Annotated in this window: 21 protein-coding genes, 1 other RNA gene and 1 riboswitch; of the genes, 13 read left to right on the top strand and 9 right to left on the bottom strand. The window is 59.5% G+C overall.

Translation table 11 applies throughout. The annotated features are described in order from the left end of the window. Positions 1 to 9: 9 nt before the first annotated feature. From MK208_RS14605 to MK208_RS14580, 6 genes are all read right to left on the bottom strand, one after another. On the bottom strand, positions 10 to 1,116 hold the full coding sequence (locus MK208_RS14605) for a TFIIB-type zinc finger domain-containing protein (RefSeq protein WP_294117823.1): 1,107 nt from the start codon (positions 1,114 to 1,116) through the stop codon (positions 10 to 12). A gap of 71 nt (positions 1,117 to 1,187) precedes the next feature. Continuing rightward, positions 1,188 to 2,327 (bottom strand): SPFH domain-containing protein, encoded by a 1,140-nt coding sequence (locus MK208_RS14600; RefSeq protein ID WP_294117822.1) that lies wholly within the window; start codon positions 2,325 to 2,327, stop codon positions 1,188 to 1,190. A gap of 36 nt (positions 2,328 to 2,363) precedes the next feature. Beyond that, complete coding sequence (locus MK208_RS14595) at positions 2,364 to 3,284, bottom strand: DUF2927 domain-containing protein (protein WP_294117820.1); 921 nt, start codon at positions 3,282 to 3,284, stop codon at positions 2,364 to 2,366. Continuing rightward, positions 3,281 to 4,477 (bottom strand): toxic anion resistance protein, encoded by a 1,197-nt coding sequence (locus tag MK208_RS14590; protein WP_294117818.1) that lies wholly within the window; start codon positions 4,475 to 4,477, stop codon positions 3,281 to 3,283. Before MK208_RS14590 ends, MK208_RS14595 begins: the two co-directional genes overlap by 4 nt. 35 nt (positions 4,478 to 4,512) lie before the next feature. Beyond that, positions 4,513 to 5,391, bottom strand: a complete 879-nt coding sequence (locus MK208_RS14585; protein WP_294117816.1) for a 5-bromo-4-chloroindolyl phosphate hydrolysis family protein — start codon at positions 5,389 to 5,391, stop codon at positions 4,513 to 4,515. 198 nt (positions 5,392 to 5,589) lie between these two features. Beyond that, positions 5,590 to 6,468, bottom strand: coding sequence for a pseudouridine synthase (locus MK208_RS14580; RefSeq protein ID WP_294117814.1), 879 nt, complete (start codon positions 6,466 to 6,468; stop codon positions 5,590 to 5,592). A 61-nt stretch (positions 6,469 to 6,529) separates the two neighbouring features. Between MK208_RS14580 and MK208_RS14575 the strand changes: the two genes are divergently transcribed. Next, complete coding sequence (locus tag MK208_RS14575; RefSeq protein ID WP_294117813.1) at positions 6,530 to 6,979, top strand: nucleoside deaminase; 450 nt, start codon at positions 6,530 to 6,532, stop codon at positions 6,977 to 6,979. A 4-nt stretch (positions 6,980 to 6,983) separates the two neighbouring features. On the opposite strand, the gene MK208_RS14570 is transcribed toward MK208_RS14575, so the two are convergent. After that, positions 6,984 to 7,679: a metal-dependent hydrolase gene (locus tag MK208_RS14570; protein WP_294117811.1), complete on the bottom strand. Its 696-nt coding sequence runs from the start codon at positions 7,677 to 7,679 to the stop codon at positions 6,984 to 6,986. A gap of 77 nt (positions 7,680 to 7,756) precedes the next feature. On the opposite strand from MK208_RS14570, the gene MK208_RS14565 reads away from it, so the two are divergent. The 10 genes from MK208_RS14565 to MK208_RS14520 all read left to right on the top strand — a co-directional run bounded on the left by MK208_RS14565 (position 7,757) and on the right by MK208_RS14520 (position 15,884). Beyond that, on the top strand, positions 7,757 to 8,434 hold the full coding sequence (locus tag MK208_RS14565) for a ceramidase domain-containing protein (RefSeq protein ID WP_294117809.1): 678 nt from the start codon (positions 7,757 to 7,759) through the stop codon (positions 8,432 to 8,434). 149 nt (positions 8,435 to 8,583) lie between these two features. Beyond that, complete coding sequence (gene gatC / locus MK208_RS14560) at positions 8,584 to 8,871, top strand: Asp-tRNA(Asn)/Glu-tRNA(Gln) amidotransferase subunit GatC (RefSeq protein ID WP_294117807.1); 288 nt, start codon at positions 8,584 to 8,586, stop codon at positions 8,869 to 8,871. A gap of 65 nt (positions 8,872 to 8,936) precedes the next feature. Continuing rightward, on the top strand, positions 8,937 to 10,424 hold the full coding sequence (gene gatA, locus MK208_RS14555; RefSeq protein ID WP_294117805.1) for an Asp-tRNA(Asn)/Glu-tRNA(Gln) amidotransferase subunit GatA: 1,488 nt from the start codon (positions 8,937 to 8,939) through the stop codon (positions 10,422 to 10,424). A 35-nt stretch (positions 10,425 to 10,459) separates the two neighbouring features. Next, complete coding sequence (locus tag MK208_RS14550) at positions 10,460 to 11,302, top strand: hypothetical protein (RefSeq protein WP_294117803.1); 843 nt, start codon at positions 10,460 to 10,462, stop codon at positions 11,300 to 11,302. 2 nt (positions 11,303 to 11,304) lie between these two features. After that, the gene (locus MK208_RS14545) at positions 11,305 to 11,970 is read left to right on the top strand and encodes an N-acetylmuramoyl-L-alanine amidase (RefSeq protein ID WP_294117801.1); all 666 of its coding nucleotides are present in this window, start codon (positions 11,305 to 11,307) and stop codon (positions 11,968 to 11,970) included. A 33-nt stretch (positions 11,971 to 12,003) separates the two neighbouring features. Beyond that, positions 12,004 to 12,379, top strand: an RNA gene (gene rnpB, locus MK208_RS14540) — RNase P RNA component class A. A 72-nt stretch (positions 12,380 to 12,451) separates the two neighbouring features. Further along, positions 12,452 to 13,126, top strand: coding sequence for a lysoplasmalogenase (locus tag MK208_RS14535; RefSeq protein WP_294117799.1), 675 nt, complete (start codon positions 12,452 to 12,454; stop codon positions 13,124 to 13,126). A gap of 48 nt (positions 13,127 to 13,174) precedes the next feature. Then, a complete protein-coding gene (ftsY, locus tag MK208_RS14530; RefSeq protein ID WP_294117797.1) occupies positions 13,175 to 14,269 on the top strand; it encodes a signal recognition particle-docking protein FtsY in 1,095 nt (364 codons plus the stop codon). A gap of 79 nt (positions 14,270 to 14,348) precedes the next feature. After that, positions 14,349 to 15,254, top strand: coding sequence for a DMT family transporter (locus MK208_RS14525; protein WP_294117795.1), 906 nt, complete (start codon positions 14,349 to 14,351; stop codon positions 15,252 to 15,254). Between the two features lie 9 nt (positions 15,255 to 15,263). Next, entirely contained in the window at positions 15,264 to 15,884 is a 621-nt protein-coding gene (locus MK208_RS14520; RefSeq protein ID WP_294117794.1) for an inner membrane-spanning protein YciB, read from the top strand. 41 nt (positions 15,885 to 15,925) lie between these two features. Here the strand turns inward: MK208_RS14520 and MK208_RS14515 are convergent, their stop codons facing one another. Both MK208_RS14515 and MK208_RS14510 read right to left on the bottom strand, forming a co-directional pair. Beyond that, positions 15,926 to 16,621: a glutathione S-transferase N-terminal domain-containing protein gene (locus tag MK208_RS14515; RefSeq protein WP_294117793.1), complete on the bottom strand. Its 696-nt coding sequence runs from the start codon at positions 16,619 to 16,621 to the stop codon at positions 15,926 to 15,928. Between the two features lie 36 nt (positions 16,622 to 16,657). After that, entirely contained in the window at positions 16,658 to 17,569 is a 912-nt protein-coding gene (locus MK208_RS14510) for an alpha/beta fold hydrolase (RefSeq protein ID WP_294117791.1), read from the bottom strand. Positions 17,570 to 17,689: 120 nt separating this feature from the next. Continuing rightward, a riboswitch (SAM riboswitch) is annotated at positions 17,690 to 17,767 on the top strand. A 64-nt stretch (positions 17,768 to 17,831) separates the two neighbouring features. On the opposite strand from MK208_RS14510, the gene metZ reads away from it, so the two are divergent. Together metZ and folE2 are read left to right on the top strand one after the other, a co-directional pair. Then, entirely contained in the window at positions 17,832 to 19,019 is a 1,188-nt protein-coding gene (gene metZ, locus MK208_RS14505; RefSeq protein ID WP_294117790.1) for an O-succinylhomoserine sulfhydrylase, read from the top strand. Between the two features lie 178 nt (positions 19,020 to 19,197). Continuing rightward, entirely contained in the window at positions 19,198 to 20,298 is a 1,101-nt protein-coding gene (folE2, locus tag MK208_RS14500) for a GTP cyclohydrolase FolE2 (RefSeq protein ID WP_294117788.1), read from the top strand. Positions 20,299 to 20,424: the final 126 nt, after the last annotated feature.

Below are 20,424 nucleotides of genomic sequence, written 5' to 3'. Positions count from 1 at the left end.
CCCCAACTCTTATTGGTTTTGCGCGATGATATAGCCAATCACGCCGGCTGCAATAGCGGCGAGGAGCACGGCAAAGGCGATCTTCCATTTTGAGTAGGGGCGTTCGCCTTGAACGCGGCCGGTTTGTCCATTGACCACAAAGCGATAGGACTTACCGCGGTATTTGTAAGCGGCCATCCAGACCGGCAGTAGGATGTGTTTGAAGGTCACATCACTGACCGCAGTGGAGACACTGTGAATGCGCTGGCGGTCGCCGCCGATGTCAAAGGCCACGTCGCGGCGGATCACGCGGTCCATACGGTCGCGGGCCTCATCGTAGCCCTCTTCGAGATCGATGGAGTAGCCCTCAGCCTGAAAGCCTGCGAGGAATTCTGGCGTGTAGGGTTCCAGCGCGGAGAGATCCCAGGGCTGCAGGTTGTCAGTGTATTTTTTAGGCAGGGCCTTGGAGCCAAGCACAAGGATGTCGTCAAACCAGCGGGCCACGCGGCCAGAGGCGGGCGACCAGCGGATTTTTTGCACCTGCCGTTGTTCTTGCTTGCCGTCCACCATGACGGTTTCGGCGACGTAGTAGATGGTGCCCCGTTCGCCGCGATAGGAGGATTTGGTATCCGCATCGTAGGTCCAATAGGGGACATAAATGCCGTCCATCTTGCGGCCCTTCTTGGCGTATTCCTGCAGGCCGTTGGGGGCGAACCAGAGCTTGCCCAGCCACTCATTCATGGATTGATGCGCGATCTTTTCCGCGATCTGGAAGGGCAGGACAGCACGCGGCTTGATCAGGCGATGCGTGCCGGTGTCGACCACGACGGGGCTGGCGCAGAAGGGGCATTCGGTGGCGTGGGTGTCGCCCTCAAAAACCACATGGGCGGCGCAGTTGGGGCAGGAGGTGGTGCGGGCCTCGACCATTTCGGCGGCCGGGAGCTGCTCGGCCAAAGCTGCTTTGAAATCCAGCTCGGCAATGGCAGCCTGACGGTCGCCTTGCTCAGTGGCCTCTTCGTGACCGCAGTGATCGCAGATCAGTTTGCCTTCGTTGGGGGCAAAGCGGTAGTCGGCGCCGCATTGGGCGCAGGGGAAACGGGTGGTCTCTTTGGGCGCGGGGGGCGGTGTGGCTGACATGAAATCTGCTTGCTTTGAAATGGCTTGGAAGAATTTAGCAAAGCCCCGGCCAGCAAGCCGGGGCTATTGTTTTAGGCACCAGGGGGCGGGGGCGGCAGGATGGTGAAGAGCTGGGCCAGTTCGGCCACGTCTTCGGCGTGTTTCCAACCGTCCTGGCCTGCGGTCCAGACGTGGGTTTCACGGGTGATCTCCCCAGCGGTTGCCATGCGACCAAGCGCAGCTTTGGAGAACGGGCCTTTGGTTTGGCCGTTTTCGGCGATGTGCCACACATGCTCGACCGGCGGTGGGGGCGGTGGCGCAGCGGCGGCTTGTGGCGCGGGAGCCGCTTGTGGCGCTTGCGCGGCGGGTTGCGCGCCCCATGGGCCGGTTTGCGCCATCTGTTGGGCCATTGCCATGCCCATGCCCATCCCCATGCCAGCGCCCATGCCGGAGTTTGGCGTCTGTGCGGCGGCGGTCATGGCTTCGGCGGCGGAGAACTGTGTGTATTTGCCCAAGTCACCAACGATGCCCATCGAGGTGCGCTTGTCCATCGCGGCCTCAACCGCTGGTGGCAGGGAGATGTTTTCGATGTAGAGCTCCGGGATCGCGAGGCCGTATTCGGCGATGGTGCCGGAGATTTCGGCGGCGACCAGCTTGCCCAGATCGGCGGTATTTGCGGCCATGTCCAGAACCGGAATGCCGGAGCCAGCCACAACGCGGGAGAACTCCTGCACGATGATGTTGCGGATCTGGAAGGAGATCTCATCCATGGTGAATTCGCCGTCTGTCCCAACGATCTCCGTTAGGAAGCGGGCGGGGTCGACCACGCGGATGGCGTAGGTGCCATAGGCGCGCAGGCGCACGGGGCCGAATTCCGGATCGCGCACCATGATGGGGTTTTTGGTGCCCCATTTCAGGTCGGCAAACCGCGTGGTGTTGACGTAGTAGATTTCGGACTTGAACGGGCTTTTGAAGCCGTGGTCCCAGTGCTGCAACGTGGTCATCACCGGCATGTTGTTGGTTTCCAACATGTAGAGGCCGGGGGTGAAGACATCGGCCAGTTGACCTTCGTGCACAAACACCGCTGCTTGGCCCTCGCGTACGGTCAGTTTGGCGCCGTATTTGATCTCATGCCCTTCGCGCTCAAAGCGGAACACCAGCGTGTCGCGGGTGTCGTCAACCCAATGGATGACGTCGATAAATTCGCCAGTGAGGAAATCAAAAATACCCATGAAGTGGTCCTTTCAAAAGGCTGGTCGCGGCAGCGCTCAGAAGTTCTGTGCGGTTTGCTCGCGGGCCAGAATGTAAACAATGGGGCGGGCCTCGTCCACGCTCATACCGATGCCAAGGCGGTCATCATAGAGCATGGAGAGCAGTTTTTCGTCATGCGTGGTGAGCAGCGCAAACTCTTCGTCATCGTTGAAGATTGAAGGGCGGGCTTCGGGACTGTCGTTGGCCAATCCAAGCCCTTGGGCGATCTCTTCGTGGAAGCAGGATTTACGCAGAAGGTCCGGGTGTTCTGCACGCACCAAGGCTACGGCAGAGGTGTAGGCGTTGGGGTTGGTGTCTGAGGCCAAGGCGACCACAAAGCAGTATATGTTCCGTGGTGGATTGGCGAAGAGCGCACGGGTTTTGGGGGAGGCGTTGGGCAGCAGAGTGTCCAGACGCGATTGCACGGTGTCACGGTCATCCGCGCCCATCACCAGCACGTGGAAGTTGGGTTTGTTGGTCGTCAGGCGGATCGGGTGGCCGGTGGCGTTGGCCAAGCGGGGCACATAGGCGGCCACCGTGGCGCGATCGGTGGCGCGTTGGCTTTCCGGCACCGAGGGGCCAAACTCGACGTTCACTTTGACGGGACCGCTCCAGCGGCGCAGTTGGCCTGCTTGGCCCGTGGAGCGCTCCAGCCCGCCGGTGTTGCTGTATTCGTCATAAAAGGCGATGCGTTCAAAGTTGCGCGCCAGCATGTCAGGCGTGAACGGTGTGTCCGGGCCGCCGCCATCGGTGCGCAGCAACCCGCGCGTCAGCAGGTCCGCCTGGACGCTGCTGTAGTAGCTGCGCAGGGCTGCGCTGGCCTCGGACGGGGGCGCGGGCGCAGGGGCGACAACCGGTGGCGCGGTGACGCCGCCGGTGTTGACGCAGGCTGCCAAGGTCGTCAGCAGCCCGAGACCTATGCCCGCAAGCCGCTTCACGCGGTGGGCACAGCGGTCGCGGCGGTGTCACCCAGGCCGTCTTTGCGTGCCTTGGCTGCCGCCAATGTGTCGCGCAATTCGGCTTCCATCTTTTTCATGTCGTCTTCGGCGGCGGCGCGCTTGGCTTTGCCTTCGTCGGCGATTTGTAGCGACTCGTTGATGGTAGCGATCAGCTCTGCGTTGGCGGTTTTCACGGCCTCGATGTCAAACACGCCGCGTTCCATTTCGGTGCGCACCACCTTGTTGGTTTCGCGCAGATTCTTGGCGTTGGCGGTCAGAAGCTCGTTGGTGAGGTCGTTGGCCTCACGCACGGCAGAGGCGGCTTCGGCGGAGCGCTGGATGGTCACGGCCTGCGCCAGCTGGGTTTCCCAAAGTGGCACGGTGTTGACCAAAGTGGAGTTGATCTTGGTGACCAGCGATTTGTCGTTTTCCTGCACGAGGCGGATGGACGGTAAGGATTGCATGGTGACCTGACGGGTCAGTTTCAGGTCATGCACGCGGCGCTCTAGATCGTCGCGTGCGGCGCGCAGGTCGCGCAGTTCTTGTGCCTTCATCACCTGAGCGTTTTCATCGGCTGCGGCCACTTCGGCTTCTTTGGCTGGAATGTCGTTGGCATCCAGCTCGGCAATCTTGGCTTCGCCAGCTGCGATGTAGAGCGCCAGTTCGTCATAGAAGGCGAGGGTCTTTTCGTAGAGTACGTCCAGCGATTTGATGTCCTTGAGCAGGGTGTGCTCGTGGGTCAGCAGGTTGTCGGTGATCTTGTCGATCTGGTCCTGTACCTCTTCAAAACGCGCGGTAAACTTGGCAAAAGGCGCGGCGCGGCCGATCAGCTTTTCCCAGAAGCTGCGTTCGCGGCGGACGTCCAGCTCAGACACGGAGAAACCGCGAATGGTGGTGACGATGTCGCGCAGGCTGTCACCGGCGGGGCCAACGTCTTTGTTGCGCACGTCTTGCAGCATGGCTTGGGAAATGGTCTGCAGTTCTGCCTGAGCACCGGAGCCAAAGGACACAATTGAGTTGGTGTTGCTCATGTCCAGCTCAGCCATGCGCTTGGTGATTTCCGCAGACACAGGCGCGTCCGCCTCGGCCAATGGCACAATGGCGTTGGCCTCTACCGGTTCGGGCAGGGCAACCGTGGCTTCGGTGATTTCCGCCAAAGCGGCTTCGGCTTTTTGTTTTACGATCTCAGACATTTAAATCCACCCTTCCCGGTAGGTCACATGTGTTATCAGCTGTTGCGGCGCAGGCCTTCGCGCTCCAAGCGCTCGCGCAGCACGTCAATTTCGATGGTCAGATCGCCGCGATCTTCCAGCAGGAGTTTCTGCGTGCGGGCGGCGAAGTTTTCTTCCAGATCATCCAGTAGCGCGAGGTAGTCGGCACGGGCTTGGACGTCTTGTGTGCGGCTGTAAATGTCGGCAAATTTCACGGTCGCGTCTTTGGCGCCGAGCAAATAGACGCCAAGGTAGCGGCGTGCCGCGGTGAGGTCGCGCGGGTCTTCTTCCACCGTGCGGAACAGGTCGCGGGCGGTAGATTGGAAGGCCGCGACACGACGTTCGACACTGCGATCTCCGGCGCGAGCGATGGCGTCGCTCATGGCGCGCAAATGCTCTTCGGCTTCTTCCACGGCGCGGGCGACCCGGTCGGTTTGGTGACGGTTGGTGCCCTCCATGCCTTTGTCCGACATCGGGTCGAGACCAAAGGCAAAGCTGTGCAGCAGGCCGCCAACCACGGCGAAGATGCCCGCCTCGATGGGGGCGTGACCGGCAAAGCCTGCGATTGCCAGTCCCAGACCAGTCAACACGGACCCGAGCAGTTTGCGCGGGAGCGCTGGGCGTCGAGCCACCTTGCGGGCGTCATAGGCCTCTTGGGCAAACATGCCTTCACGGGTCATCCATGCGGCGAGAAGCAGGACGCCAAGCGCAATCAGATATTGCGCCATGCCAATTGGGTCAGTGGTGAACGCTTTCCAGATTAGAGGCAGCGGCGCCATGAACAGGAGGTTGACACGCCCGCCCGCGCGGCTGCGCTTGGCATTGCGAAAACCCTCGTCGCTGCTGGCTCCTTGGGCGCCGCCGGGGCTGTATTTGCCGCCAAATTTCTGAGCCATCAGGCGCCTCCCGTGAAAGAGACGTAGAAGATCAACAGAACCAACAGGCCAAAGGCCAGTTTCTGTAACCCGGTTGATGACATACCCACTCCACCCTGCGCTAAGTTATGGAGAAATCTAAGAAGTCTGCCGCGCGAAGGCTAGGGGGAAGTTTTGGGAAAGCGGCGCATTGCCGAGGCAAGACCGCCTTTAAATCAGTTATTTGCGGCGGCGCGTGGGTTTGCGGCGTTTTTCCTCCGGAATCGCGCCGTCCAGGCCGAGTTGGTCGCGCACAACGCGGCGGCGCAATTCTTCGACTTCGCCCTGTTTAAGCTGACCCAATTGGAAGGGGCCGTAAGACACGCGGATCAGGCGGTTCACGGTGAGGCCGATGGCCTCCATGGCGCGGCGGATTTCGCGGTTTTTGCCCTCGCGCAGGCCGACGGTGACCCAGGCGTTGGCGCCTTGTTGGCGGTCAAGTGTGATGTCCATAGGCTGGAAACGTTCGCCGTCGACCTCGATGCCTTTTCGCAGCGGCGCGAAAGTATCTTCAGTTGGGCGGCCGTTGATTCTGACGCGGTATTTGCGCAGCCAACCGGTGCTGGGCAATTCCAGTTTGCGTTTCAGGCCACCATCGTTGGTCAGCAGCAGCAAGCCTTCGGAGTTGAGGTCAAGTCGCCCCACTGTCATCACGCGTGGGAGGTTCTCCGGCAGCTTGTCAAAGATCGTCTCGCGGCCTTTTTCATCGCGGTTGGTGGTCACCAGTCCGGCGGGCTTGTGGTAGAGCCAGATGCGTTCGTGATCCGGCTCGCCAATCAGCTTGCCGTCCACGGTGATGCGGTCTTTGGCGGTGACGTTTAGCGCCGGGCTGTCGAGTTTCTTACCGTTCACCGACACGCGGCCCGCCTCGATCATACGTTCTGCATCGCGACGCGAGGCCACACCGGCGCGGGCCAGGACCTTTGCAATGCGATCCCCCTCGCGTTTGGGCGCGTCAGAGGCCGGTTGCGCCGGCGTCTTGCGCGGCTTGGACGGGCGCGCCTTGGCGGCGTTTGGTTTCGCGTTGGGGCGACGGGAGGAGGGAGGCTTTTGAGACATGTCTCCGTTTACCTGCGAAACGGGGATTGCGAAAGGGGGCTTGGCAGGGCAAGTCTGCCCCATGACCTTTCGGAGCCATATGGACCTTGCGCTTGAAGAAGCGCGCGCCGCTGCAGCGCGTGGTGAGGTGCCCGTGGGGGCGGTGATTGTTGGGCCGGATGGCGAAGTTTTGGCGTCGGCGGGCAACCGGACGCGGGAAGATTTGGACCCAACAGCCCATGCCGAAGTGCTGGCGATGCGCGCGGCCTGTGCCAAGATTGGCAGCGAACGGCTGGTCGGGTGCGACCTGTATGTGACGCTGGAGCCGTGCCCGATGTGCGCCAGCGCGATCAGTCAGGCGCGGATTGCACGGGTATACTATGGCGCAGCGGACCCCAAATCCGGCGGCGTGGCGCAGGGGCCGCGGGTGTTTGCTCATCCGCAAAGCCATCATGTGCCCGAGGTGTATGACGGCCTTGCGGCGGAAGAGTGCGAGGCGCTGCTAAAGGCGTTTTTTGCCGAGCGGCGGTGACGCCTTAAAGGTCGATAGGGACCATTACTTCCGGTTCGATGACGTTTACGTCGGGCAGGGCTGCTGCGAGCACGTTTGCGGATTGCTCCAGGATCAGGAAGGTCTTGTAGTGGCAGGGGATCACGGTTTTGAAGTTGAAATAGCGTTTGGCAGCGTAGGCTGCGCCCGCCATGTCCATGGTGAAATGGCCGCCCGCGGAAAGAATGCCCACGTCGGGTTTGTAGTAATCCCCCATCCAGTCCATGTCCGCCATTATGTCGGTGTCGCCTGAGATATAAAGGCTGCGGCCCTCGGCGCGGAGGATGTAGCCGACTTCCGAGCCTGCGGCCTTGGGGCCTTGGTCCGTACCAAATGTGGAGCTGTGAGAGGCAGGCACCATGGTGAGGTTGACGCCGTCGCCCAGCTCTACAGTGCCGCCCTTGTTGAAACCGACGGTGTTCAAGTGCTCGTGTTCGTTCCAGTAAGACATGAGATCATATTGGCCGACGATGGGACAGGAGAGTTTGCGCGCAAGGGGCAGCATGTCTGCGACATGGTCAAAATGCGCGTGGGTCAAAATCAGATGTGTAGCGCCTGCAACAGCCGCTTCGTGTTGGGCTTCTGGCAGCACCGGGTTGCCGGTGAGCCAAGGGTCGACGAGCAACACCAGATTGCCGGTTTCGATGCGAAAAGAGCCGTGTCCAAGCCAAATCAGTTTCATACTATCTCTCCCTCTCAATTGCCGTCAGAGTAGCACGCAATTGGCCTGGGGGAAGGGCTGGTATGGGAGGGGACGTGATGGATTGGATGGCGCCGATTGACGCCTATTGCGAGCGGTTGGACCCAAGTTTTTGGGCAGAGCCGGTGAATGCCGTGACCAATGCGGCGTTTGTGATTGCGGCGGCGTGGATGTGGGCGCGGTTGCGGTTTCTGCCTGCGATGCCGGGGCGGGGTATCGCAAAAGCCTTGTGCGTCATATTGGCAATGATCGGGCTTGGCAGTTTCCTTTTCCACACCGAGGCGACCGCATGGGCGGCTGCGGCCGATACAACGCCCATTGCGCTCTATGTGGTGCTCTACATTTACGCCGCCAACCGTTATTTCTGGGCGTTGTCTTGGCCAAAGGCGTTCGTCGCGACGGCGCTTTTCTTTCCCTATGCCGCGATAACCATCCCTCTGTTTGCCAAAATGCCGGTGTTGGGCGTTTCCGCGGGCTATATGCCTGTGCCAGTGATGATCCTGACCTATGCGATTCTGCTGCGCTCCCGCCGGCCGGAGGTGGCGCGGGGACTGGCGATTGGCGGCGGGCTGTTGCTGCTGTCCTTGACCTTTCGCTCGTTGGATATGCCGATGTGTCACCACGTGCCAATGGGGACGCATTTCATGTGGCACATTTTGAATGCCGTTATGTTGGGCTGGATGATTGAGGTGTTGCGGCGCCATCTGATTGCGGGGAGGCTCAAGGCGCAGCCTTGAGCCGTGCCCAACAAAAGACAGGCAACTCTATTGCATTTTCTTTTGGCGGGAGATGCAACGATGTGGGGCAAACGGAGGCAAGCGCTTGCACCGCTTTCCCCTGCGCGCTAAAGGCTGAGGGCACGTCCGCAACGAGAGAGTCTTGCCCCATGTCGATTGACGAAAGCACCGCCGCCAAAGTGGCCAAATTGGCCCGTATCAAGGTTGAAGAAGATGCCCTGCCTGCGCTGGCACAGGAATTCAATGCCGTGCTGGGTTTCATTGAGCAACTGAACGAAGTTGACGTCGAAGGCGTGGAGCCCATGGTGTCCGTGACCCCGATGCGTCTGAAGCGTCGTGAGGATGTGGTGACCGATGGCGATCAGCAGGAGAAAATCCTGAGCAATGCGCCGGATGCGCGTGAAGGCTTCTTTGCTGTTCCCAAAGTGGTGGAGTGATCCGGCTTTTATGCCGTTGATCCCCTGACAATAGATTTTGCCCCCATATGAGAGAGGCGCCCGATATGACCGATCTGACCAAACTTACCCTGGCTGAAGCCCGCGATAAGCTGCGTGCCGGGGATGTGACTTCCGTTGAACTGACCGAGACCTTTTTGAAAGCGATTGATGACGCCGATGCGCTGAACGCTTTTGTGCATAAGACGCCTGAGATTGCGCTGGAACGCGCCAAGGCGGCGGATGCGCGGATTGCCCAAGGTGATGCGCCGGACATGTGCGGCCTGCCAATCGGCATCAAGGACCTGTTCTGCACCAAAGGTGTGGCGTCCCAAGCGGCCAGCGGCATTCTGGAAGGCTTTACGCCGGAGTATGAATCCACCGTGTCTCAAAAGCTGGAAGATTCCGGTGCGGTGATGCTGGGCAAGCTCAACATGGATGAGTTTGCGATGGGCTCGTCCAACGAGACCTCTGTCTACGGCAACGCGATCAACCCGTGGCGTCGCGGCAATGATGATGCGGCATTGACCCCGGGCGGGTCTTCTGGTGGGTCTGCGGCGGCTGTTGCGGCGGATCTCTGTCTGGCTGCGACCGGTACGGACACGGGTGGCTCGATCCGTCAGCCTGCGGCGTTTACCGGCATCACCGGTATTAAGCCAACCTATGGCCGCTGTTCCCGCTGGGGCGTGGTGGCCTTTGCTTCTTCGCTCGATCAAGCAGGCCCAATGACCAAAGACGTGCGTGACGCGGCCATCATGCTTGAGGCGATGTGTGGTCACGATGAGAAAGACAGCACCAGTGTTGATCTTCCGGTGCCAAACTTTGAAGCCATGCTGACCGGCGACATTCGCGGCAAGAAAATTGGTATCCCAAAAGAGTACCGCATGGACGGCATGCCGGCCGAGATCGAAAAACTCTGGGCCGATGGCACCGAGATGCTGAAAGCTGCGGGCGCGGAGATTGTCGACATTTCTTTGCCGCACACAAAATACGCGCTGCCTGCGTATTATGTGATTGCACCAGCGGAAGCCTCTTCGAATTTGGCGCGCTATGATGGTGTGCGTTACGGCCACCGTGCCACTTTGGCGGCAGGTGATGGCATCACCGAAATGTACGAGAAAACCCGCGCCGAAGGCTTTGGTCATGAGGTGCAGCGCCGCGTGATGGTTGGCACCTATGTGCTGTCCGCAGGTTTCTATGACGCTTACTACAACCGTGCGCGTCGGGTTCGGACGCTGATCAAGCAGGACTTCGAAAACGTCTTTGCTCAGGGTATTGATGCGATTCTGACGCCTGCGACACCTTCGGCGGCCTTTGGTTTGGGTGAAATGACCGATGCCGATCCGATCCAGATGTATCTGAACGACGTGTTCACCGTGACCGTGAACCTGGCTGGTCTGCCAGGGGTGTCGGTGCCAACCGGTCTGGACAGCCAGGGTCTGCCGTTGGGTCTGCAGCTGATTGGCCGCCCTTGGGAAGAGGGCGATCTGCTGAACACCGCCTACGCGCTGGAGCAAGCCGCAGGTTTTGTGGCCAAACCAGGCAAATGGTGGTAAAGCTGCTGCAAAACTAAGAGCAGTTAAGGCAGATCATGAAACGTAGCATTGGGGCCATTTGTGCGCTGGTCGCGCTGAGCGCGTGCCAGCCGGCCGTGCCAGACAGCGCCGCAGGCGTGTTTTACGACGAGAAAACCGGGGAACATCGGCGGACGGCCTTGCCGCCCGCAAATGCAGTCTCGCAAGAGACCATTCCGGACGCACCGCAGATTGCGACGATCGAACCGGCGCCTGTGGTTGCCACTGTGCCGCCGGCGCAGTCTGTAGCTGCTACGCCCTTGATCACGACCACAACCGCACAGCCGCAAACCGCGGCAGCGGCAGCGAGCACTGTGCCATCCCCGAGCTCCAATGCGTCAGCCGCCAATGATGCGGCGAGCATTGCCAGTGAGACCACGGCTGCTTTGGCGGCGGCATCTGCCAATTCCGGTGTGCAGCCGCTGCACGCAAGCCCCAGCAATCCTGCGCCTCAGGTTTTCTCCAACCCGGGTATTTCGGATGAGAATGACTTTGCGGCTGTAGACGGGCGTCGCTCGATTGAGGCGGACGCCGCACGTCGGGCGCAGAACAAAGCCAACTATACGGTGATCCAACCCACTGCTGTGCCAGTGCGCACGGGAGACGCTGGGCCAAACATCGTGGCTTATGCTCTGGAGACAAAGCACCCTGTTGGCACAAAGGTGTACAGCCGACTGAAGATTGGTGGCGCGTCGCGCTATGAAAAAGCTTGTGCCAAGTTTGGCAGTGACGAGGCGGCGCAGCGGGCGTTTCTGGAAAAAGGCGGCCCTAAAAGAGATCGGCTTGGTGTTGATCCGGATGGCGATGGCTATGCCTGCAAGTGGGACCCGAGCCCGTTCCGCGTGGCCGCTGGCAACTAAGCATGTCTGCTTCCATGGACATTCTACAGCAGCCCTCCCCGAACTTCGGGGAGCGGCGGGATGGACAGCGGCCTGAACTGATCGTGATCCATTATACGGCAATGGACAGCGCGCAGGCGGCGATTGACTGGCTGTGCAATCCCGAAGCGGAGGTGTCAGCGCACTATGTGATTGCGCCAGACGGGCAGATCACACAGTTGGTGGCGGAGGAGATGCGGGCCTGGCACGCAGGTGTTGGCAGTTGGCAGGGTCAAGGGGATGTGAATTCCCGCAGCATTGGCATTGAACTGTCCAACAAAGGCGACCACCCGTTTGCGGCGGCGCAGATGGACGCGCTGGAAGCTCTGCTGGTTGGTATTATGCAGCGTTGGGATATTGGCCCGGACGGCGTGATTGGACATTCCGACATGTCGCCGGGGCGTAAGATTGATCCTGGTCCGAAGTTTGATTGGCTGCGGCTGGCGCGTCAGGGGCTGGCTGTTTGGCCGGATCAAAGGCCTGCGGAGGCCGATTGGGAAAGCTGTGCCGCGCAATTTGGCTACGATTTGGACAACCCTAATTGTTTTGCCGCGTTTCGGGCGCGGTTTCGGCCTTGGGCTGAAGGGCTATGTGACGCCGAGGATGCGCGCATTGCAGCGCGGCTAGTGCAGGCCGCAGGCAGAGATTGACGCTTTTGCAGCAAAGGCCTATTGCGGAGACGCGCAGAGAGCTGGATGGCCGCGGGGGCGTAAGCCCGCGAGGAAAGTCCGGACTCCACAAAGCAACGGTGCCGGGTAACGCCCGGCCGGGGAAACCCGAGGGAAAGCGCCACAGAGAACAGACTGCCCCGATCCGTCGGGGTCAAGGTGAAACGGTGGGGTAAGAGCCCACCGCGCGGCTGGCAACAGCGGCGGCACGGCAAGCCCCACCGGGAGCAATGCCAAATAGGGACCGCGTGTGCGCAAGCACAGGAGCGCTTTGCTCCGAGCAGGTCCGGGTTGGCAGCTTGAGGTGTCTGGTAACAGGCACCCTAGATGAATGGTCATTGAACTGGCTTCGGCCGGGGAACAGAATCCGGCTTATAGGCTCTCTGCGCGTCACCTTCCCATTTTGCACAAGACAAACAGAGGCTTGCCGCCATAGGGTGTTGGCAAAACACATGAGGCTGCCATGAGTATTGTCGAAGAAATTGCCCTGCGCCAAAGCATCCGCTTGGGATTGCTTGTGGTGGGGGTGTTGGCGGCGTTGGTTTATGCGGTGGCGTTTTGTCATCGCCCGCCCAGCGTCTGGAAGACGGTGGTTAAGACCATTCCGATGCCAGCCTTTGCAGCGGCAGTTGCGGTGAGTTTCGGTTCCTGGGCAGTGGTTGTGGCGTTGTTGCTGTCGGCGCTGGGCGATCTGGCACTGTCGCGAGATGGGGAGAAGGCCTTTCTTGTCGGTTTGGTGTCCTTTGCGGCGGCGCATGTAGCCTATGTTGTCTACTTTTGGGACATTGGCGCTGGGCCGTTGGCCATGCCTGTTTTGTTGGCGGCTTTGGTGGTTTTTGCGCTGTCGACAGAGCGTTGGTTGAGTCCGTTCACCGGTGAACTCCGTTGGCCGGTTAGAGCTTATGTGGCGATCATTTGCGCTATGGGGGCAACGGCTTTTGGATTGGTCGATCGGCCTTTGGCGGTGGCTGGGGCATTGTCCTTTATGGCGTCCGATACGCTGTTGGCGATCCAGCTTTTCCGCATGAAACCGGATGCGGCCCTGCAACGCATGGTGTCGATTGCTTTGTGGGTGCTTTATGCCGGTGGGCAGTTCCTGATTGTGGCAGGCGTGGGCTGGGCGACCCCACTCTTTTAAATCCCGTCAAATCAGACTAACTGGAAGCAAGCAGTTCCGGAGACCACCATGGCGTTTTTCTCAAAGCTCAAAGACAGGTTGTTCAAGTCGTCGTCCAAATTGGACGAAGGGCTTGAGGCAATTGTCGAAGATGGCGGCGTAGAGACCGAAGCGGTCGCGGTTGAAAGCCCTCCCGGAGAGCAGCCTGCGCCTGCCGCTGTTGAGGTGGAAGCGGCGCCTGCCGTGGAAGAGAAAGCGCCTGCTGAGGCGCCCAAGTCTGGCATACTGGCGCGGTTGACCGGCCAGAGCCAAAGCGGTCCGGTTGTTAAGCGCGTGCTGGACGATGACATGCTGGAGCAGCTCGAAGAGTTGCTGATTGCCTCCGATATGGGCGTGGACACCGCGCTGCGCGTGACCGCCAATATCGCGGAAGGCCGTCTGGGGCGGCGGGTCTCGACGCAAGAGATCAAAGATATTCTCGCGACCGAAGTGGCGCGGATCATGGAAACTGTGGCGCGTCCGATGCCGCTCTATCCCTCCAAGCCGCAGGTTGTGCTGGTTGTTGGCGTGAATGGTTCTGGCAAGACCACCACCATTGGCAAGCTGGCAAGCCAGTTCCGCGCGGCAGGGAAGTCCGTAGTCATTGCGGCTGGGGATACGTTCCGGGCGGCGGCGGTGGAGCAGCTGCAAGTATGGGGCGAACGCGCAGGTGTGCCGGTTTTGACCGCGCCAGAGGGCTCCGATCCTGCGAGCTTGGCGTATGATGCGATGACCAAGGCGGAAGCCGAAGGGGCGGACCTGCTGATGATCGATACGGCCGGGCGTTTGCAGAACCGTCAGGACCTGATGGAAGAGCTTGCCAAGATCGTGCGGGTGATCCGCAAAAAAGACCCGGATGCGCCGCACAACACGTTGTTGGTGCTGGACGCCACAACCGGCCAAAATGCGATCAGCCAAGTGGAGACGTTCCAAAAACTGGCAGATGTGTCTGGTCTCGTGATGACGAAGCTGGATGGCACTGCAAAGGGCGGCATTCTGGTGAGCCTCGCAGATAAGTTTGGTCTGCCGATCCACGCGATTGGCGTGGGCGAGCAAATTGATGATCTGCAACCCTTTGATCCCGAAGAGTTTGCCGCGGCCCTTATTGGGCTGGAGCAAAACTGATCTTCTTCTTGCCCAAAGTATCCTCCGGGGGTCCGGGGGTGGAAAACCCCTGGTCCAACAGCGCAATTGAGCGCCAATCATGAGCGCTTGGCTGGTCTCTCTGGAGGGAACCGCTTCAGGCCAGCAACTGGCGCTGGCGCTGGCGTTGTTGGCGGCGTTTCTCCACGCCGTGTTCGGCGCACTTCAAAAAGGGCGGCATGATCCCTGGCTGACACGCGGGGCGATTGATTTCAGCTATGCGGCTATGGCGGCGCCCTTTGCTTTGTTCGTGGTGCCGTGGCCTGAGCCACATATGTGGCTGATTTTTCTGGGTGCCTTTGTCATTCACACCGGCTACAAGTTGCTGCAGAGTTGGGCTTATACCAAAGGTGCGTTCACCGTGGTCTACCCCGTTGTGCGCGGGGTGGGGCCGTTTTTCACGGTTATTGGCGCCTATCTGATTTTTGGCGAGACCTTCAGCGGGTTGCAGTGGTTTGGGGTAGCCGTCCTGATGGCGGGTATTCTGGGCTTAGCCGTCTACAACATGGTGTTTATGACCGAGGGGCGGGAGACCTTGCTGGCCGCGATGGTGATTGCGGTATTCACCGGCTTTTTTGTGGCGCTTTACACAACCTATGATGCGTTTGGTATCCGCGCCACGGCGGACCCATTTACCTTTCTTGCGTGGTTCTTCCTGATCGACGGGCTGGTGTTTCCGGTCTTGGCGGCGATGAAGTATCGCGCCATGGCGCACCCGCCCGCCCTTGGCCCGTTGATGACACGCGGCGTCATTGGCGGGTTGGTGGCTTTTGCCAGCTTTGGCTCGGTCATGCTGGCGACACGTTTGGACAATGTGGGCGAGGCAGCAGTGCTGCGGGAAACTTCGCCGGTGTTTGCGGCGCTGATCGGGTGGCTGGTGTTGAAAGAGACGGTGGGTCCACGCCGGATTGCCTTGATGGCATTGATTGCGCTGGGGGCTGTGATAGTGGAAGTGGGCAGGCAATAGGAACGCGCGATGGCTGAAAATTCTTCTGAGAAAAAGATCAACCCGATGCTGAAGATGGGTTTGGAACTGGGCCCCATTATGGTGTTCTTTGTCGCCTATTTGCGGCTGCGGGACCAAACCATTGAAATCGTCGGCACAGCCTATGATGGGTTCATTGTCGCCACTGCGGGATTTATTCCGCTGTTGATCCTGACCACGGGCATCCTGTGGAAACTGACCGGCAAGCTTTCAAAAATGCAGGTGGCCACCTTGGTGCTGGTGATCCTGTTTGGCGGGTTGTCGGTGTGGCTTAATGACGAGCGGTTCTTCAAGATGAAGCCAACCATGATCTACCTCCTGTTTGGTGGGGCGCTTGGTGTGGGGCTGCTGCGAGGGCAGAGCTATTTGAAGTTTGTGATGGAAGAGATGATGCCTCTGAAAGAAGAGGGCTGGATGTTGTTGACCAAGCGGTTGACGGCGTTTTTCATCGGGCTGGCGGTGCTGAACGAGGTGATCTGGCGCACCCAGAGCACGGACACCTGGGTTTACTTCAAGACCTTTGGCCTGACCGCGGCGGTGTTCATTTTCTTCATGACCCAAGGCAAGATTTTCCAGGACTATGCGCTGGAAGAAGAGGTTGAGGAGGGCTGAAGGGCGCCGTTTTTTGCGTTCTTTAAGAGTGCGTTCGCAGACTAAGATCCAAAAAGATCGTCCTGAACCCAGGTGTCGGACCGGTCAGCGCGCAGATCGGCATGCAAGGCCCGCCCGCGTCTCAGGGAGGGGCGTTCCCACAGAGTTTTGAGCCAGCGGGCCATATGGGGTTTGTCCTCCAGCGTCTGCTCTTGCCCTTCCCAAAGGGAGGCCCAACCCCAAGCTGACATATCCGCGATGGAGTAGAAATCGCCTGCCAAGTATTCGTTCTCGGCCAATCGGCGATCCAGCACGCCATAGAGCCGCGCGGTTTCGTCGCGGTAGCGGGCTTTGGCGTAGGCGATGTCTTCAGGCGCGTATTTCAGGAAGTGATGGGTTTGGCCGGCCATTGGGCCAAGCCCGCCCATTTGCCACATCAGCCATTCTTCCACGGCAACTCGCTCCCGTTCTGTCGTGCCCAAAAACGTGCCGGTCTTGCGCGCGAGGTAGAGCAGGATTGCGCCGCTTTCAAAGACCGAGATGGGCTGACCGTCAGGTCCGTTTGGATCAACAATCGCGGGCATGCGGTTATTGGGGGCGATCTTGAGGAAATCGGGCGCAAATTGATCACCCTTGCCGATATTGATCAGGTGCGTGGTGTAGGGCAGCGCCATTTCCTCAAGCGCGATGGAAATCTTCCAGCCGTTGGGCGTGGGCCAGTAATAGAGGTCGATTGGATCAGCGGTAAGCTCGGACATGGGCGCTCCTGTTGTGGTGCCCAAAGCTTGCCTGTTTTAGGCCGTGCCGCAAGGGGGCGGTTTGGGGCCGGTACGGCCGGCCATGGGCAGCGTGTGGCGCGAGAGTTGTGATTTCAGGAGCGAGAGCGGCAAGGATTGGGGGTGCCGCAGCAAGGTGCCATAAAACGCCATTGCGCCAGGCCGCAAGTAAGGCGACCAGTGGCAAAACCAATGCTTGGGGGGCGCGATGGTGTGTCCCATTTCGGCGAGGCTCTCCAAACTGGGCGCATCGCCCAGTCGAATTGTGACGGCGTTGCGGGCTTCAAATCCGCGACCAATGGAGCGATCATGCGCTGGGTTGCGTCCAAGTAGGCGCTCAAACAGGATGTCGTAGAAGGCATTTTCTGAGCTTACGACATTGAACAGCTCTGCAGAGCGCCCAGCTGGCGTGCGCAGCGCCAATGCAACGCAGGGGCGGAACACAGCGCCGTTGAGCAAAACAATACGGCCTACGTCACCGTGTTGCAGGCGGCGCAGCGTACTGAGCGCGACATAGGCGCCCATGGAGTGACCAATCAGGTGGATTTGACGGTCGGGGGCAATGTCACGCAGTTCAGTGATCAACTTTGCGAGCGCGTGAGAGGCACGCAACGCGGAGCGCAGCGCTTGTTTCAGCGAGCCTCGGGCGTTCCAGCCAAAGGCGACCCCGAGGCCGGTGTTGTGCGACGCATCCAAGAATCCCAAGCGTCGCGGCCAACTGATGGCTTTGCCGCATGTGGCGTCGTGCGCGGCAAAGATATGACTGTGTGGGCAATGATCGGGGTCGTTTGGGGCAAACTTATACCCGTGCAGCATGATGGTGATCGGGCCAGTTGAAGGCATCGCCCGGCGCAACGCAGGCCAAAGGGAGGTTTTGGTACTGTGCAGTACCGGGTTTCTGCCTTCTGCGTTGATCCGAATGAGCGCCATGTCGGCTTCCCCTTTCACCTAAAACCCAGTGTTGCGCGAAAATGTGCAGATTGCGTAAAGTCCGCGTCACAGCTTGGTGAAGGGGCCTGTGTGGCTTGACCTTTGATGCGTTCAGGCGTAATTCGCAGGCGTGGCGATTTGTTACCGGATTGCGGGCCACGTTAAAGATGCCGCTAAAGAGGTCAGGACGAAGGAGCCCCTTCCGCTTGGCCGGAACGGGGCTTTTTATTTGGGCCGGTCAGAGAGGCCCGGGAGAGATGACATGAGCGATTGGAACAAACGCACAAAGCTGGTGCATGGCGGTACACGACGCAGCCAATACAAAGAGGTCAGTGAGGCAATTTTCCTGACACAGGGCTTTGTGTACGACAGCGCGGAACAGGCCGAGGCCCGCTTTATCGAAACCGGCGAAGATGAGTTCATCTATGCGCGCTATGGCAACCCAACCGTGGCAATGTTCGAAGAGCGTATTGCGGCGCTTGAGGGGGCAGAGGATGCCTTTGCCACAGCCAGCGGCATGGCGGCAGTCAGCGGTGCGTTGACCTCTATGTTGAAGGCGGGCGATCACGTTGTTTCGGCTAAGGCGCTGTTTGGCTCTTGCATCTACGTATTGCAGGACATCCTGGGCCGATATGGCGTGGAAGTGACCTTTGTCGATGGCACGGATTTGGCCGCTTGGAAAGCGGCGATGCGTCCAGACACCAAAGCGGTATTCTTTGAAAGCATGTCCAATCCGACGCTGGAGGTGATCAACATCACTGCGGTGGCACAGATCGCCCATGAAGTCGGCGCGACAGTGCTGGTGGACAATGTGTTCTCCACACCGGTGTTTTCCAACGCGATTGAGCAAGGCGCGGATGTGGTGATCTACTCGGCGACCAAACATATCGACGGCCAAGGCCGGGCGTTGGGCGGGGTTGTTCTGGGCACCAAAGACTTCATCCGCGGCACGCTTGAGCCCTACATGAAGCACACCGGTGGCAGCATGAGCCCGTTTAATGCCTGGGTGATGCTGAAAGGTCTGGAGACCATTGATCTGCGTGTTCGGGCGCAGGCAGAGAGTGCTTTGGCCATTGCGTCGGCTCTGGAAGGCCATTCGGCCTTGGAGCGCACAATCTATCCGGGTTTGGAAAGCCATGCGCAGGCCGCTTTGGTGAAGAAACAGCTGGGCGGCAAGGGCGGCACGGTTCTGTCTCTCGACATCAAAGGCGGACGCGAAGCCGCGTTCAAGTTCCTAAATGCACTTGAGATTGCGGTGATTTCCAACAACCTTGGCGACGCAAAGTCGATTGCCACGCACCCGGCGACCACGACCCACCAGCGTTTGACGGATGAGGTGAAGGAAGACCTTGGGATCACTCCCGGTCTGGTGCGGTTCTCCGTTGGGTTGGAGGACACTGATGATCTGATCAAGGATATCACCCGCGCAATTGAGGCCTCACAGGCTTAAAGGCGGCGTGACTTCGGAGCAAGATTGGGGCGCGCGACGGACAGGTCGGGCGCCCTTTGCGTCAGTAACTGCGGTGTGAACCAAGGTGTCGTTTTTTGCGTATGTGTTAACGATATTAGCATTTTGTCGGCGGACTGACTAAGTTAGTGAGGCGGCAGCAGGGAAAAGGCGCTTGGCTATGAATGTTCAGACTTCCAAGACCCACACTGAAATGACACGGGAAGAGGCTGCAGAGGCGTTGGCGCGTTTGCGGGCCTGGGCGCAGTCTGCGTCTGTGACCGAGATTGCCGAGCTGGACCCGGCGGTTGCACGGTTGCTGCCGGATCAACCACTTGCGAACTACCCAGATTTGTCGCGCCGATACCCTGAGGATTTTGAGGCCACGCCACAGTATCGCGCGACGCTGCCAGACCTGCAGAACGGTCCGGAGAGCTTGATCAAAGGTGAAAAACAGCAGATCCAGCACGTGGGGATTTCAAACTTTCGCCTGCCAATCCGGTTTCACACACGTGACAATGGTGACATCACGTTGGAGACCAGCGTCACCGGTACGGTCAGCTTGGAAGCCGACAAGAAGGGCATCAACATGTCCCGGATCATGCGGTCGTTTTATAAACACGCCGAGAAGACCTTCAGCTTCAGCGTGATGGAAGCGGCCTTGGCGGACTACATTACCGATCTGGAGAGCTTTGATGCACGGCTGCAGATGCGGTTTTCCTATCCTATGAAGATCAAATCGCTGCGGTCTGGCCTTGAAGGCTATCAGTATTACGACATCGCGCTGGAAAAGGTGCAGCATGGTGAGACCACGCATAAGATCATGCATTTGGACTATGTCTATTCCTCAACCTGTCCATGTTCGCTGGAGTTGAGTGAACATGCGCGGATGTCACGCGGGCAGTTGGCCACGCCACATTCTCAGCGCTCTGTGGCACGTATTTCTGTGGAGATTGTGGACCAACCGCGGGTGTGGTTTGAGGATCTGATTGATCTGGCGCGCGCCGCTGTGCCAACAGAAACACAGGTCATGGTAAAGCGTGAGGATGAGCAGGCCTTTGCAGAGTTAAACGCCGCCAACCCGATTTTTGTGGAAGATGCCGCGCGGCTGTTCTGCGAGAAGTTGAAGGCCGACCCGCGCATTGGCGATTTCCGTGTGATTGCCAGTCATCAGGAAAGTTTGCACAGTCACGATGCCGTGTCGGTTCTAACAGATGGTCCGTTGTTTGCTTCCGAAAGCATCGATCCAAAATTGTTCACCACGCTGTTTCACGTCGGGTAATCTGGCGGCGCAGTTGGGGCGTTTTTTGTCGTTTGCGTAATAGAACAGGGGGGTGCGGACGGCCCGTTGTTGGGGGAGAGTTGGAACGAGCTTGACAGTGGCTGGCGCAAGCGCCAACCCTGCGGC

This window comes from Shimia sp. (assembly GCF_022448905.1).
GTDB lineage: Bacteria > Pseudomonadota > Alphaproteobacteria > Rhodobacterales > Rhodobacteraceae > Shimia.
Note: the sequence above shows the minus strand (reverse complement) of the source record. Positions and strands in the feature narration are given on the sequence as shown.

What these genes read in the sequence shown, in the direction of transcription:
- MK208_RS14605 (WP_294117823.1), bottom strand. Translation starts at nt 1,116, where the DNA reads ATGTCAGCCACACCGCCCCCCGCGCCCAAAGAGACCACCCGTTTCCCC.
- MK208_RS14600 (WP_294117822.1), bottom strand. Translation starts at nt 2,327, where the DNA reads ATGGGTATTTTTGATTTCCTCACTGGCGAATTTATCGACGTCATCCAT.
- MK208_RS14590 (WP_294117818.1), bottom strand. Translation starts at nt 4,477, where the DNA reads ATGTCTGAGATCGTAAAACAAAAAGCCGAAGCCGCTTTGGCGGAAATC.
- MK208_RS14585 (WP_294117816.1), bottom strand. Translation starts at nt 5,391, where the DNA reads ATGGCTCAGAAATTTGGCGGCAAATACAGCCCCGGCGGCGCCCAAGGA.
- MK208_RS14580 (WP_294117814.1), bottom strand. Translation starts at nt 6,468, where the DNA reads ATGTCTCAAAAGCCTCCCTCCTCCCGTCGCCCCAACGCGAAACCAAAC.
- MK208_RS14575 (WP_294117813.1), top strand. Translation starts at nt 6,530, where the DNA reads ATGACCTTTCGGAGCCATATGGACCTTGCGCTTGAAGAAGCGCGCGCC.
- MK208_RS14570 (WP_294117811.1), bottom strand. Translation starts at nt 7,679, where the DNA reads ATGAAACTGATTTGGCTTGGACACGGCTCTTTTCGCATCGAAACCGGC.
- MK208_RS14565 (WP_294117809.1), top strand. Translation starts at nt 7,757, where the DNA reads ATGGATTGGATGGCGCCGATTGACGCCTATTGCGAGCGGTTGGACCCA.
- gatC (WP_294117807.1), top strand. Translation starts at nt 8,584, where the DNA reads ATGTCGATTGACGAAAGCACCGCCGCCAAAGTGGCCAAATTGGCCCGT.
- gatA (WP_294117805.1), top strand. Translation starts at nt 8,937, where the DNA reads ATGACCGATCTGACCAAACTTACCCTGGCTGAAGCCCGCGATAAGCTG.
- MK208_RS14550 (WP_294117803.1), top strand. Translation starts at nt 10,460, where the DNA reads ATGAAACGTAGCATTGGGGCCATTTGTGCGCTGGTCGCGCTGAGCGCG.
- MK208_RS14545 (WP_294117801.1), top strand. Translation starts at nt 11,305, where the DNA reads ATGTCTGCTTCCATGGACATTCTACAGCAGCCCTCCCCGAACTTCGGG.
- MK208_RS14535 (WP_294117799.1), top strand. Translation starts at nt 12,452, where the DNA reads ATGAGTATTGTCGAAGAAATTGCCCTGCGCCAAAGCATCCGCTTGGGA.
- ftsY (WP_294117797.1), top strand. Translation starts at nt 13,175, where the DNA reads ATGGCGTTTTTCTCAAAGCTCAAAGACAGGTTGTTCAAGTCGTCGTCC.
- MK208_RS14525 (WP_294117795.1), top strand. Translation starts at nt 14,349, where the DNA reads ATGAGCGCTTGGCTGGTCTCTCTGGAGGGAACCGCTTCAGGCCAGCAA.
- MK208_RS14520 (WP_294117794.1), top strand. Translation starts at nt 15,264, where the DNA reads ATGGCTGAAAATTCTTCTGAGAAAAAGATCAACCCGATGCTGAAGATG.
- MK208_RS14515 (WP_294117793.1), bottom strand. Translation starts at nt 16,621, where the DNA reads ATGTCCGAGCTTACCGCTGATCCAATCGACCTCTATTACTGGCCCACG.
- MK208_RS14510 (WP_294117791.1), bottom strand. Translation starts at nt 17,569, where the DNA reads ATGGCGCTCATTCGGATCAACGCAGAAGGCAGAAACCCGGTACTGCAC.
- metZ (WP_294117790.1), top strand. Translation starts at nt 17,832, where the DNA reads ATGAGCGATTGGAACAAACGCACAAAGCTGGTGCATGGCGGTACACGA.
- folE2 (WP_294117788.1), top strand. Translation starts at nt 19,198, where the DNA reads ATGAATGTTCAGACTTCCAAGACCCACACTGAAATGACACGGGAAGAG.